This is a genomic window from Pedococcus sp. P2_D9, from assembly GCF_056404275.1.
Map to the genome: position 1 here is coordinate 1 of NZ_JBFUEI010000001.1, position 12,806 is coordinate 12,806.

The window sequence follows — 12,806 nt, forward strand, 5'->3', positions numbered from 1 at the left end:
CTGGCCAACCACTCGTGCAGTGCAGGGTTTGCCGCGAGACCGACCAGGCGGCCGCGACCTCCTTCACCGTGCGGCCGTCACTGATGACCGCCAGAACCGCCTTGTACCGCTGCTCAGCCACGCTCATCTCCCTCATCAAGGGAGTGTCAAGGATCAGCCGAAGTAGGTGTCAACCATCAACCGAAACACTGTCAGGCATCAACCGAAGCCCAAACGTCAAGCATCAGGCGAAGTCGTACATCGACACTGGTGGGGCAGGTCGGGCTTGAACCGACGACCGACGGATTATGAGTCCGCTGCTCTGACCGACTGAGCTACTGCCCCGGCACCAGCTCGGCGTTCACCGGCTGGGCGCCGTGAGCCTACCGCCCGGCGCACAGGCAACCCACGGTCTGGGGAGGTCCCTGTCACAGAGCGCGGTTGCACGGTGGAGCTCCACCACCGAAGGAGCACCTCATGAAGATCCGAATCGTCCCCGTGGCCGCCGGTCTCGCTGCCGCCGCCGGCATCGCCCTCACCGGAGCGTCCCTGGCCAGTGCCGACGCGACCTCACCGACGTCGACCGTTGCCGCCTACGGCCAGGTAGCGCCAGGGGAGGCGCCCCAGGGCAACGGCAACACCGACAGCAGCAAGCCGATGCGCTCCGACGAGACGTTGCTCACCGGCGACGTGGCGGCCAAGGTCACGGCCGCGGCCAAGGCCAAGGAGCCCACCGCAACGATCGAGCGCGTCGAGACCGACTCCGACGGGGTCTACGAGGCACACATGGTCCGCACCGACGGCACCCACATCATCGTGCAGATCGACAAGAGCTACGCGGTGACCAACGTCCAGGTCGGAGGCGCCGGGGGACCGGGTGGCGGTGGAACGCCGCCGACCGCACCCTCCGCGGAGTCCAGCTCGACCACCTGAGTGTGAACGCCCCTGGTCACTCCAACCAGGGGACCAACCACCAGAGGTGCCGGTATGCCGCGTGGTCACCACGCGGCATACTGGCACCTCTGCGCGCGGCCAGGGCAGGCGCCCGAGACCCACCGCCGCGAGATGACTGTTCCCTGGGGTGACACTGAGGTTGGTGTGGGTGCTGGTGCCTGAGTGCTTCGTGGTGCACAATGGGCGAGCACAGCCAACTGAAGAAGCGACAAGCAGCCAGGCCAGCAGGTGACGAGGTTCGTGGGGAAGACGTCCCTCGCACACCAAAGGAGGCCCGGATGTCTGTCGCGATGCCGCGTGTCATGACTCGCGGGGTGGTGTTCATTCACTCCACCCCCAAAGCGCTGTGCCCGCACATCACCTGGGCTCTGGAGGCCGCGCTCGACGGCCGGGTGGCCATCGACTGGACGCCCCAACCTGCCGGTGCCGCACTCGTCCGCGCGGAGCTCGCGTGGGCAGGGGTGCAAGGCACCGGCGCCAAGCTCGCCTCGACCCTGCGTGGCTGGGACAACCTGCGCTACGAGGTGACCGAAGAGCCCAGCGCCGGGTCGGACGGCTCACGCTGGTCCCACACCCCCGCCCTCGGGATCCACCACACGTGGACCTCGGCCTCCGGCGACGCGGTGATCAACGAGGACCGGCTGCGCGAGGTCCTGCGGCTGTCCCAGGGCTCTCCGGAGGCGATGGCCGAGATGGTGGAGGAGCTGCTCGGCACCGACTGGGACGCCGAGCTCGAGCCGTTCCGGTATGCCGGGGACGGGGCTCCGGTGCGCTGGTTGCACAAGGTGGGCTGAGCTCGTCCGACCGGCCGCGCTGACCTGCACGTTTCGAGGATTCGCCCCCACCTTCGGTAACCTGTCGCGCTGACCGACGACTCTGGAGGAACGTGTGACCCGCCCCAACCTGCTCCTGGGGGCGCTGGCCGCAGTCTGTGGGGGGACGCTGCTGTGGTGCGCCCGGCTCATCCTGGCCGCCGACCTACCCCGCGGTGCCCATATCGCATCGTGGAGCCTGTGGGTGGTGGCAGCGGGGGCCGTCCTGACGCTCATCGCCTATGTGCGCGAGTTCCTGCGACACCGGCAGCAGGCCGGGCGTGAGGCCAGCTGGAAGCCCCTGCCGTCACTGGTGCTGCTCTGGATCGGCGGGCTCACGGCCCTGGCCTCCTTCGCCTTCATCCTGCCCCACAAGGCCTCGTCGGATGGCGCCTCAGCACCGGCCAAGGCCGGCACCTCCTTGTCCGCCCAGACCATGACGCCACCCTCGTCGACCCCTACCGCGGCATCGGACGTGACTCGGCCGGTGACGTCCTCGACCTCGTCGCGGTCCAAGTCGTCTCGGACCCTCCCGCCTGCCCCCGCCACGACCACGGCGCAGCGCAGCTCCACGGGCGTCGCGCCGGCTCCGCGGCCCACGACCACGACTCCGACACCGTCGACCACCACGTCGCCCCTGATCGACATCCACATCTTCCCGACACAGTCCCAGCGGACGAAGCCGCCGGGTGGACACTAGTCGGGGCGAGGGCCGTTCTTTTGCCGTCCCGCTCTGACACGACAGGAGCCCGCCCCCATACGGGGCGGGCTCCTGTCGTTGCCTCACGGCCGAGTGATCGCGTCGGCTGGAGCAGTGCCTAGACGCTGGTGAAGACCACCGCGACGTTGTGGCCACCGAAGCCGAACGAGTTGTTGAGCGCAGCGATGTCGCCGTCCGGCAGCGTGCGCGCCTCACCGTGCACGACGTCGAGCTTGATCGCGGGATCGAAGTCGTCCAGGTTGATCGTCGCGGGGGCGAGCCGGTGGTGCAGGGCCAGGATCGTGAGGACGCCCTCGAGGGCCCCGGCAGCACCCAGAAGGTGACCGGTCATCGACTTGGTGGCGCYGACCGGCATACCGTCGGCGTCGTCACCGAAGGCGCGCCGGATGGCGTTGGACTCCGCCACGTCACCCACCGGGGTCGAGGTGGCGTGGGCGTTGACGTGGACGATGTCCTTGGGGGACAAGCCGGCCCGCTGGACGGCCTCGACCATGGCACGCGAAGCGCCGGCGCCCTCGGGCTCCGGGGCGGCGATGTGGTGGGAGTCGGCGGACATGCCCACGCCACCGATCTCGGCATAGATCTTGGCGCCACGAGCCTTGGCCGCTTCGTACTCCTCGAGCACGATCACGGCCGCGCCCTCGCCGAGGACGAAGCCGTCACGGCCGGTGTCGTAGGGGCGTGAGGCGCGCTCGGGGTCGTCGTTGCGGGTCGAGAGCGCCTGCATGGCGGCGAAGCCGGCGATCGGGAGCGCGTGGACAGCGCCCTCGGTGCCACCGGCGACGGCGATGTCGGCACGGCCGTTGCGGATCATCTCGTAGGCATACCCCATCGCCTCGAGCCCGGAGGCGCAGGCGGAGACGGGCGTGTGGGCGCCGGCTCGCGCGCCGATCTCCAGTGAGACGGCTGCCGACGAGGCGTTGGGCATGAGCATGGGCACGGCCAGGGGGAAGACCCGGCGTGGTCCCTTCTCCCGCAGGTTGTCCCACTGGTCGAGGAGCGTCCAGACGCCGCCGATCCCCGTGCCGATGCACGCGGCGAGACGTTCGGGGTCGACCTCCGGTGAGCCGGCGTCCGCCCAGGCCTCGCGGGAGGCGATGAGGGCGTACTGGGCGCTGGGGTCGAGCCGGCGCACCTCGACCTTGGTCAGCACGTCCAGTGGCTGGGTGTGGATCGTGGCGGCGAACTTCACCGGAAGCTCGTACTTCTCGACCCAGTCGAAGGGCATGGTCTTCGCGCCTGACCGTCCGGCCAGGATGGCGTCCCACGTGTCGGGGACGTTGCCGCCCACCGGGGTGGTGGCTCCGAGGCCTGTGACGACGACGCGTCGTTCGGCGGTCATGGCTGGGTCTGCTCCTTCGTCGAGGTGGTGCGGTGGCGGGGCGCCGGTTGCGGGGTGGCGGCCGAGCGACATCGGGATGCCGCGTGGCCGCCACCCACGCTGGGTTCAGACCGGCTCAGCCCTGGTTCTTGGCGATGAAACTGACGGCGTCGCCGACAGTCTTGAGGTTCTTGACCTCGTCGTCCGGGATCCGCACGCCGAACTTCTCCTCGGCGTTGACGACGATGGTCATCATCGACAGCGAGTCGATGTCGAGGTCGTCGGTGAAGGACTTCTCGGACTGCACCGACTCGGTGTCCAGCCCGGTCTCCTCGTTGACGATCTCGGCCAGACCCTCGAGGATCTCCTGCTCGCTCTGCGCCATCCGGCTCAGCTCCTTCATTTCTGTTGGTGTGACAGGTGGTCGTCACGTGTGGTCACTGCGGTGGCCCGGATCACCCGCGGGCCGGCGGGAGTCTGGTCAGGGGAGGACAACGACCTGCGCGGCATACACGAGCCCGGCACCGAACCCGATCTGCAGGGCGAGCCCGCCATGGGCCACCTCGCCCTCGCGGAGCATCCGCTCGGTGGCGAGGGGGATCGAGGCGGCGGACGTGTTGGCGGTCTCGGCGATGTCGCGCGCGACGGGGATGTCGGCGGGCAGCTTGAGCTGCTTGATCATCGCGTCGATGATCCGCATGTTGGCCTGGTGCGGGATGAAGGCGTCGAGGTCCTCGGCGCGCACCCCGGCGGCGTCGAGAGCCTTCTGGGCGACAGGTGCCATGCCCCAGACAGCCCAGCGGAAGACCGACTGGCCGGCCATGCCGATGGCGGGCCACCCCAGGTCGCCGTCGCGGACCTCGACCCACGAGTCGCGCTGCGAGATGGTCTTCCACTGCGACCCGTCCGAGCCCCACACGGTCGGGCCGATGGCGGGGGTGTCCGACGGGCCGACGATCGCGGCTCCCGCGCCGTCGCCGAAGATGAAGGCGGATCCGCGGTCCGACATGTCGGTGAAGTCGGAGAGCTTCTCGACCCCGACGACGAGGACGTGGCGTGCGCTGCCGCCGCGGACCATGTCGCTGGCCAGGCTCACGGCGTGGCAGTAGCCCGCACAGGCGGCGGAGATGTCGAAGGCTGCGCCACGGATGCCGAGGCGGTCGGCAAGGATCGGTGCGGCTGCGGGCGTCTGGTAGGGGTGGGTGACCGTGGCCACGACCACCGCATCGACGTCGGACGCCTCGAGCCCGGCAGCGGTGAGCGCCTCACGGGTGGCTGCCTCGGACATGTCGACGACACTCTCGTCCTTGGCCGCGAACCGGCGGCTCTTGATGCCGGAGCGCTCCTGGATCCACTCGTCGGAGGAGTTGATCGCCTCGACGAGCTCGGAGTTCATGACGACGCGTTCGGGTCGGTAGCCACCGACGCCCATGATGCGTGCGTACGTCGCTCCCTCCGCAGGGGTGATGAAGCCGGTGCCCTTGGGGGCTGGTGCGGTCATGTCAGGCCTCTTGCGAGTCGGTCGGGAGGGAACGGGTGGGGGCGGGGTCTCCGCCGTGGTCGCGAACCAGCTGCTGGGCCGCCTCGAGGTCGTCGGGCGTCTTGACTGCCAGTGTGGCAACTCCGGGCATCGCGCGCTTGGCGAGGCCCACGAGGGTGCCTGCTGGGGGGAGCTCGATCAGCGCCGTGACGCCGAGGTCGACGAGGGTCTGCATGCACTGGTCCCAACGCACCGGGCTGCTGACCTGTCGCACGAGCCGGGCCAGCGTGTCGGACCCGCCCGCCACCGGTCGGCCGTCGGCGTTGGACAGGAGGGTGACGCCGGGGTCGCTGACGTCGAAGTCGGCGGAGAGCTGCTCGAGGGCGTCGACGGCAGGCGACATGTGGGCGGTGTGGAACGCGCCGGCCACCTGGAGCGCGATGACTCGCGTCTTGGCGGGGGGATCGGCGGCCAGGGCCGCGAGCTGGTCGAGGGTGCCTGCGGCGACGGTCTGGCCGGCGCCGTTGGCGTTGGCGGCGGTGAGGCCGTAGCGGCTGAGCGCCTCGGCGACCTCGACGGGGTCTCCCCCCAGGACGGCGCTCATGCCGGTCGGGGCGAGGGCGCTGGCGGCGGCCATCCCGGCCCCGCGCTCGCGGACGAACACCATGGCGTCGTGGTCCGACAGCGCGCCCGCGAAGGCGGCGGCGGTGATCTCGCCGACCGAGTGCCCGGCGGTGACGGCCACCGCGGACTGTGGGCCGTCGGGGAACAGGACGGCGGCAGCGGCCAGGCCCGCGGCGACGATGAGCGGCTGGGCGACTGCGGTGTCCTTGATGGTCTCGGCGTCCGAGGTGGTGCCGTGCGCGACCAGGTCGAGTCCCGCGACGTCGGAGAGCGACTCGAGCCGCTCGCGGAACGCCGGCAGCTCGAGCCACGGGGCGAGGAAGCCGGGGGTCTGGGAGCCCTGTCCCGGGCAGACGATTGCTAGCACGCTCCCAGCCTTGCGGTCCGGTCGTGACCTCAGCGTGACCGTTTGGCACGAACATCCGGCACGACATTTGGAGGATGTCTACAAATGGCGTGGTGTGGGAGCGGCTGCGTGCAGTCGCCTCCGAGCGCGGGTGAAGCCCTCTCTAGGTGCCGTTGACGGGTCTGGACGCGGAGATGACGGGTCGACTCAGCCTGCCGAGGGCGAGGGCGATCCGCACCGTGTGCGCGTCGTGCGGGTCGGTGAGCTGGTAGCCAGTGAGGTCGGCGATCTTGCCCAGGCGGTAGCGCACCGTGTTGGGGTGGACGAACAGCACCCGCGCCGTGCCCTCCAGGCCGCCACCGGTCTCGAGGTAGGCCGACGCGGTCTCCAGGAGACCACCGCGGCTGGACGACAACGGGTGCCAGATGCGGTCGAGGAGCAGTGCCCTGGCCGGAGCGTCGCCCACGAGGACGCGCTCGGCGAGCAGGTCGTCGGCGGTCACCGGTCGGGGTGCGCCCGGCCAGGCATGGGCGCAGGACTGGCCGGCCAGGGCAGCCCGCGCCGACCGGCCGGCCGCGAACAGGTGCGGCACCGTGGGGCCCACGACGAGCGGTCCGTCGCCGAAGTGGTCGGCGACGGCAAGGGCTGCGGTCATGGGGTCGTCGACGTTGCCGAGGATGCAGACGAGTCGGCGTCCCTGGACCGCGATGAGCGTGTCCACACCGACGCGTTCGGCCGCACGACGGAGCCCGTCCACGATGCCGGCTGAGCCTCCCGGAGGGGTGCTGCCGGCGATGACCGCGACCCGGGTCGTGGACCCCCAGCCCAGGGCTGCGGCGCGAGACTGCATCGAGTCGTCGGCCTCACCGCGCAGGACCGCGTCGACCACGAGGCCCTCGAGCCGCGCATCCCAGGCGCCGCGCGCCTCTGCGGCGTGGGCGTAGACCTCGGCGGCGGCGAAGGCGATCTCGCGCGAGTAGCGCAACACCGACTCGCGCAGCGCCTGTTCCTCGCCGGGCTCGGCGAGGGCCGTGGCGTCCTGCTCGACGACGTCCACGACAGACCGCACGAGGTCCAGGGTCTGGCGCAGGGTGATCGACCTGGTCAGCTCGCGTGGCGCCGTGCCGAAGACATCGGCAGTCACGGGGGTCTGGTCGCCGCCGGCGCGGAGCCACGCGATGAACGCGGCAATGCCGGCCTGGGCCACCAGTCCCACCCACGACCGGTCCTCCGCCGAGAGCACCCGGTACCAGTCGTGGGCCGCCTCCATGCGCTTCGTCGCGGCCGACGAGAGCTCACCTGCGGAACGCTCGACCCGTTGCAGGGTGGCGGTCGACGTGCTCACGCGAGTGGCCGGCATACCCCCAGTCTATTTGTATGCCGCCCACAACCGTGGCACCGCGGCCTCCGACGGTTCGGCTCGGCTTCACCCGCTCGACACCGCGCGGTCGCCCGCTGCCGCCCGGCAGTTCCTAGCGTCGTGGCCATGACCAGAACCCTCCCTGTCCTCCTCGCCACCGGGGCCCTCGTCCTCGGCTCCACCGTGGCCGCCAGCGCCAGCGCCAGCACCACGACCGCACGCGCCACCCCGGACACCGGACGTGCTGCGACCCTCCCGCTCGTGCTGGCCCACCGGGGAGCCTCCGGGTACCGACCCGAACACACCGTGGCCGCCTACGAGCTGGCTGCCGCCATGCATGCCGACTACATCGAGCCCGACCTCGTCATGACCAAGGACGGCGTGCTCGTCGACCGCCACGAGCCCGAGATCTCGGGGACCACGGACGTCGCCGACCACCCCGAGTTCGCCGCCCGCAAGACCACCAAGCTGCTCGACGGCGTCTCGACGACGGGGTGGTTCACGGAGGACTTCACGCTCGCGGAGCTGCGGACCCTGCGTGCCAAGGAGCGGCTGCCCCAGATCCGCCAGGAGAACACCCTCTACGACGGGCGCTACGCAGTCCCGACCTTCGAGGAGGTGCTCGAGCTGCGCGAGAGGCTCTCCAAGGAGTACGGCCGCCAGGTCGGCATCATCCCCGAGATCAAGCACTCGACGTACTTCCACACCAAGGGCCTCAACCCCGAGGCCGCGCTCATGAAGCTCTTGGACAAGCACCACCTCAACCGCCCCAACGCACCGGTGTGGGTGCAGAGCTTCGAGCTCGGCAACCTGGTCGCGCTCCGCAGGACCTACGGCTACAAGGCGAACGAGGTCTTCCTCGCCAGCGGGACGGGCGCGCCCTACGACCTGGCCAGCAGCGGCGACCCCCGCACGTACGCGGACCTGCTCGCGCCCGCGAGCCTCAGGTCGCTGTCAGGCACGATCGACGGGATCGGCCCGGACAAGAACCTCGTGGTGCCCCGCAGGAGCGACGGCACCCTGGGCAGCCCCACCGGACTGGTTGCTGCCGCCCATGCGGCCGGCCTCAAGGTCACCCCCTACACGTTCCGTGCCGAGAACACCTTCCTGCCCACCGACTACCGGGTCGGCCCCAACCCTGCGGACTACGGCAGGGCGGTGGACGAGGTCGTGGCGTTCCTGCGGGCGGGTGTGGACGGGGTCTTCTGCGACCAGCCGGACATCTGCGTCACGGCTCGCAAGGAGCTGCTCGGGCGCTGACGTCGGGCTGACCTTGAGCTGACGTCGGCTGACGTCGGGCTGACTGCGCGCAGTCAGCCGGCGTGCTCCCGCCAGGAGTGCGCCGGCTCGTAGCCCAGCAGCCGTCGGGCCTTGTCGATGCCCAGCAGGGTCTCGTGCTCTCCGAGGTCCTTGCGCACCTCGACGCCGGGGAACACCTCGGCCACGAGGTCCGCGCTCGAGCGGCTCATCACCGTGTCCGCGTTGGCGATGACGAAGACCTCGCACCCTGGCTCGGTCCGCTCGAGGCCGAGCCGCACCGCCTGCGCGCCGTCGCGACCGTCGATGTAGCCCCAGAGGTTCCATCTGCGCAGGGACGGGTCGGCGTCGAACGACGGGAAGGCCGCGTAGTCCTCCGGGTCCATGACATTGGAGAACCGCAGCCCCACCATGGCCAGCTCGGGATCCCACCGGCAGAAGTGCCGGGCCATCTCCTCCTCGAGCGCCTTGTTCAGCGAGTAGGTCGACTCCGGCCGCGGGTCGTACTCCTCGTCGACGGGGACGTAGGGCGGCGGAGTGTCGAAGGGCAGGCCGAGAACTGTCTCGCTCGACGCCCAGACGATGCTGCGGACCTTCAGGGCGCGGGCGGCGGCGAAGACGTTGTAGGTCGCGGCCGAGTTGTTGGCAAACGTCGCCGCATTGGTCRTCAGCCCGGACGCGGGGATGGCCGCGAGGTGCACCACCGCGTCCACGGGTGTCGAGTGCTCATCCACCCCGCCGGAGAACGCCTCGAGCACCTGGCCGTAGTCGGTGAGGTCGACGGTGATGAACGGCGTCGCCGGCGAGGGGGGTCGGGTCCGGTCGAGCGCGAGCACGTCGTACCCGTGCTCGGCAAGGTGGGCGACGACCGTGCGGCCGAGCTTGCCGGTGGAGCCGGTGACGGCGACGCGGCGCCGTGGGGTCAGTGCGGGCTGGGAGGTCACCCTGTCATCCTGCCCCAGGGACAGGTATGCCGCCCGCTCAGGTGAGCGGGCGGCATACCTTGTCGTGCAACAGGTTTCATCTCATGGGCATGGCGGGGCCAGGGTCAGCTGTCGCCACCTGCGTTGCCGGACGTGCCGGCGGTGACGTCGAGCAGGCGGTAGCGGGCCGCAGCCTCACGGGCCACCCCACCGTCGACCTCGCCGCGCTGGACGAGCATCTGCAACGCCCGCACGGCGACGGACGGGCCGTCGATGTGGAAGTACCGACGTGCCGCCGGCCGGGTGTCGGAGAACCCGAACCCGTCGGCGCCGAGCGAGGCGAAGTCTCCGGGCACCCACTGCTGGATCTGGTCCTGCACCTGGCGCATGTAGTCGGAGACGGCGACGACCGGACCGCGCGTGTCACGCAGCCGCTCGGTGACGTAGGGGGTCCGGGCCTCGCCCTCGGGGTGCAGGAAGCGCTGCTCGTCGCAGGCCATCCCGTCCCGGCGCAGCTCGCTCCATGACGTCACGGACCACACGTCGGCGACGACGCCCCAGTCGTTGCGCAGCAGGTCCTGCGCCTCGAGGGCCCACGGAACACCGACACCCGAGGCCAGGAGCTGCACACGCGGCGCGTCGTCGGGCAGCCCGTCGGGGATGCCGGGAGCGAACAGGTGCATGCCCCGCAGGATCCCCTCGTGGTCGACGTTCTCGGGCTCCTGCGGCTGGCTCATCGGCTCGTTGTAGACGGTGATGTAGTAGATGACGTTCTCCGGGTCGTCGCCGTACATCCGGCGCAGCCCGTCCTCCATGATGTGCCCGATCTCGAACCCGAACGCCGGGTCGTAGGACACCACGGCCGGGTTGGTCGCAGCCAGGATCGGGCTGTGGCCGTCGGCGTGCTGCAGGCCCTCACCGGTGAGGGTGGTGCGGCCGGCGGTGGCGCCGATCAGGAACCCGCGAGCCATCTGGTCGGCGGCCGCCCAGATCGAGTCAGCTGTGCGCTGGAAGCCGAACATCGAGTAGAAGACGTAGATCGGGACCATCGGCTCGCCGTGCGTGGCGTAGGACGTGCCGGCCGCGGTGAACGCTGCCATCGAGCCCGCCTCGTTGATGCCGAGGTGCAGGATCTGGCCGTCCTTGGCCTCCTTGTAGGCGAGCATCAGCTCCGCGTCGACCGAGGTGTACTTCTGGCCGTGCGGGTTGTAGATCTTGATCGTCGGGAAGAACGAGTCCATGCCGAAGGTGCGTGCCTCGTCCGGGATGATCGGCACCACGCGCTTGCCGAACTCCTTGTCGCGCATCAGCTCCTTGAGCAGTCGGACGAACGCCATCGTCGTGGCGATCTGCTGCTTGCCGGTGCCCTTCTTGACGACGTCGTAGGCCGAGTGGTCGGGCAGCTTGAGCGGCTCGTGCTGCACGCGACGCACGGGCAGCGGGCCTCCGAGCTTCTCGCGGCGCTCGAGCAGGTACTTGATGCTCGGGTCGTCGGGGCCGGGGTGGAAGTAGGGAGGGGAGTAGGGGTCCTTCTCCAGCACCTCGTCGGAGATCGGCAGCTTGAGGCTGTCGCGCAGGCCCTTGAGGTCGTCGAGGGTGAGCTTCTTCATCTGGTGCGTCGCGTTGCGGCCGGCGAAGTGGCTGCCGAGGCCGTAGCCCTTGATCGTCTTGGCCAGGATCACGGTCGGCTGTCCGGTGTGGTTCATCGCCGCCTGGTAGGCCGCGAAGACCTTGCGGTAGTCGTGGCCACCGCGCTTGAGCCGCCACCAGATGTCCTCGTCCGACCAGTCCTTGACCATCTCGCGGGTGCGGGGGTCGCGGGCGAAGAAGAAGTCCCGGACGTACTTGCCGTCGTTGGCGCGGAAGGTCTGGTAGTCGCCGTCGCTCGTCGTGTTCATGAGGTGCACGAGGGCGCCGTCGCGGTCCTGGGCCAGCAGCGGGTCCCAGCCGCGACCCCAGACCACCTTGATGACGTTCCAGCCGGCGCCACGGAAGAACGCCTCGAGCTCCTGGACGATCTTGCCGTTGCCACGGACGGGGCCGTCGAGGCGCTGCAGGTTGCAGTTGACGACGAAGGTGAGGTTGTCGAGCTCCTCGCCGGCTGCCAGCTGCAGCAGGCCGCGCGACTCGGGCTCGTCCATCTCGCCGTCGCCCAGGAACGCCCACACGTGCTGCTGGCTGGTGTCCTTGACGCCGCGGTTGTGGAGGTACTTGTTGAACTGCGCCTGGTAGATGGCGTTCATCGGGCCGATGCCCATCGACACCGTCGGGAACTGCCAGAAGTCAGGCATCAACCGCGGGTGGGGGTAGGACGGCAGCGCCACCGGCTGACCGCCGACGATGTGGCTCTTCTCCTGGCGGAACCCGTCGAGCTGGTCCTCGGTGAGCCGGCCCTCGAGGAAGGCGCGTGCGTACATGCCGGGGGAGGCGTGCCCCTGGAAGAAGACCTGGTCGCCACCGCCGGGGTGGTCGGGCCCGCGCCAGAAGTGGTTGAAGCCGACCTCGTAGAGGGTCGCGGCAGAGGCGTACGTGGAGATGTGCCCGCCGACCCCGATGCCGGGACGCTGCGCGCGGTGCACCATGACCGCGGCGTTCCAGCGCAGGTAGGCGCGGTAACGACGCTCCACCTCCTCGTCGCCGGGGAACCACGGCTCCTGCTCGGGCGAGATGGTGTTGATGTAGTCGGTCGCCGTCAGCGACGGGACCCCGACCTGCATCTCACGAGCGCGCTCGAGCAGCTTGAGCATGACGTAGCGAGCCCGCTGCCGACCGCCCTCCTCGATGACCCCGTCGAGGGAGTCGAGCCACTCCTTGGTCTCCTCGGGGTCGATGTCCGGGAGCTGGCTGGGGATGCCGTTGAGAATGGGTCCGGCTTCCTCGCGTGCGGCCACGGTCGTGAGTCCTTTCTCGCGCCAGAGTTGACGAGGGGTCGCGGGGTTGCCTGCGGCCTCCTCGTCCATCTTCCACCCCAAAGAGGCGCAGGTCACAACCGGAGGTGGCTACTGGCCAGTATGCGAAGCGTGGACGAA

The 12,806-nt window shown here is 70.0% G+C and carries 11 protein-coding genes and 1 tRNA gene; 4 read left to right on the forward strand and 8 right to left on the reverse strand.

Annotated features, from left to right (window positions below):
• Positions 1 to 247: 247 nt before the first annotated feature.
• Positions 248 to 324: transfer RNA gene (locus AC1DXJ_RS00005), tRNA-Ile, on the reverse strand.
• Positions 325 to 456: 132 nt separating this feature from the next.
• Here AC1DXJ_RS00005 and AC1DXJ_RS00010 point away from each other — a divergent pair.
• From AC1DXJ_RS00010 to AC1DXJ_RS00020, 3 genes are all read left to right on the forward strand, one after another.
• Positions 457 to 912, forward strand: coding sequence for a hypothetical protein (locus AC1DXJ_RS00010; RefSeq protein ID WP_477636089.1), 456 nt, complete (start codon positions 457 to 459; stop codon positions 910 to 912).
• A gap of 299 nt (positions 913 to 1,211) precedes the next feature.
• A complete protein-coding gene (locus AC1DXJ_RS00015) occupies positions 1,212 to 1,727 on the forward strand; it encodes a DUF3145 domain-containing protein (protein ID WP_477612601.1) in 516 nt (171 codons plus the stop codon).
• Positions 1,728 to 1,821: 94 nt separating this feature from the next.
• The gene (locus AC1DXJ_RS00020; protein WP_477631984.1) at positions 1,822 to 2,445 is read left to right on the forward strand and encodes a hypothetical protein; all 624 of its coding nucleotides are present in this window, start codon (positions 1,822 to 1,824) and stop codon (positions 2,443 to 2,445) included.
• A gap of 118 nt (positions 2,446 to 2,563) precedes the next feature.
• Here the strand turns inward: AC1DXJ_RS00020 and fabF are convergent, their stop codons facing one another.
• The 5 genes from fabF to AC1DXJ_RS00045 all read right to left on the reverse strand — a co-directional run bounded on the left by fabF (position 2,564) and on the right by AC1DXJ_RS00045 (position 7,597).
• On the reverse strand, positions 2,564 to 3,808 hold the full coding sequence (fabF, locus tag AC1DXJ_RS00025; RefSeq protein WP_477636090.1) for a beta-ketoacyl-ACP synthase II: 1,245 nt from the start codon (positions 3,806 to 3,808) through the stop codon (positions 2,564 to 2,566).
• Between the two features lie 115 nt (positions 3,809 to 3,923).
• Positions 3,924 to 4,172 (reverse strand): acyl carrier protein, encoded by a 249-nt coding sequence (locus tag AC1DXJ_RS00030; protein ID WP_056923461.1) that lies wholly within the window; start codon positions 4,170 to 4,172, stop codon positions 3,924 to 3,926.
• Positions 4,173 to 4,268: 96 nt separating this feature from the next.
• Complete coding sequence (locus AC1DXJ_RS00035; RefSeq protein ID WP_477636091.1) at positions 4,269 to 5,288, reverse strand: beta-ketoacyl-ACP synthase III; 1,020 nt, start codon at positions 5,286 to 5,288, stop codon at positions 4,269 to 4,271.
• A gap of 1 nt (position 5,289) precedes the next feature.
• On the reverse strand, positions 5,290 to 6,258 hold the full coding sequence (locus AC1DXJ_RS00040; RefSeq protein WP_477636092.1) for an ACP S-malonyltransferase: 969 nt from the start codon (positions 6,256 to 6,258) through the stop codon (positions 5,290 to 5,292).
• A gap of 142 nt (positions 6,259 to 6,400) precedes the next feature.
• On the reverse strand, positions 6,401 to 7,597 hold the full coding sequence (locus tag AC1DXJ_RS00045) for a PucR family transcriptional regulator (RefSeq protein WP_477612606.1): 1,197 nt from the start codon (positions 7,595 to 7,597) through the stop codon (positions 6,401 to 6,403).
• Between the two features lie 126 nt (positions 7,598 to 7,723).
• Between AC1DXJ_RS00045 and AC1DXJ_RS00050 the strand changes: the two genes are divergently transcribed.
• A complete protein-coding gene (locus tag AC1DXJ_RS00050) occupies positions 7,724 to 8,857 on the forward strand; it encodes a glycerophosphodiester phosphodiesterase (RefSeq protein WP_477636093.1) in 1,134 nt (377 codons plus the stop codon).
• A gap of 53 nt (positions 8,858 to 8,910) precedes the next feature.
• Here the strand turns inward: AC1DXJ_RS00050 and AC1DXJ_RS00055 are convergent, their stop codons facing one another.
• Both AC1DXJ_RS00055 and aceE read right to left on the reverse strand, forming a co-directional pair.
• Complete coding sequence (locus AC1DXJ_RS00055) at positions 8,911 to 9,798, reverse strand: NAD-dependent epimerase/dehydratase family protein (RefSeq protein ID WP_477636094.1); 888 nt, start codon at positions 9,796 to 9,798, stop codon at positions 8,911 to 8,913.
• A gap of 104 nt (positions 9,799 to 9,902) precedes the next feature.
• Positions 9,903 to 12,668 carry a pyruvate dehydrogenase (acetyl-transferring), homodimeric type gene (aceE, locus tag AC1DXJ_RS00060; RefSeq protein ID WP_477631988.1) on the reverse strand — a complete coding sequence of 922 codons (2,766 nt, stop codon included), beginning with the start codon at positions 12,666 to 12,668 and terminating at the stop codon, positions 9,903 to 9,905.
• Between the last annotated feature and the right edge of the window lie 138 nt (positions 12,669 to 12,806).

Coding starts and splice junctions, on each gene's coding strand:
- AC1DXJ_RS00030 (WP_056923461.1), bottom strand. CDS start 4,172: ATGGCGCAGAGCGAGCAGGAGATCCTCGAGGGTCTGGCCGAGATCGTC.
- AC1DXJ_RS00015 (WP_477612601.1), top strand. CDS start 1,212: ATGTCTGTCGCGATGCCGCGTGTCATGACTCGCGGGGTGGTGTTCATT.
- AC1DXJ_RS00050 (WP_477636093.1), top strand. CDS start 7,724: ATGACCAGAACCCTCCCTGTCCTCCTCGCCACCGGGGCCCTCGTCCTC.
- AC1DXJ_RS00010 (WP_477636089.1), top strand. CDS start 457: ATGAAGATCCGAATCGTCCCCGTGGCCGCCGGTCTCGCTGCCGCCGCC.
- AC1DXJ_RS00045 (WP_477612606.1), bottom strand. CDS start 7,597: ATGCCGGCCACTCGCGTGAGCACGTCGACCGCCACCCTGCAACGGGTC.
- AC1DXJ_RS00035 (WP_477636091.1), bottom strand. CDS start 5,288: ATGACCGCACCAGCCCCCAAGGGCACCGGCTTCATCACCCCTGCGGAG.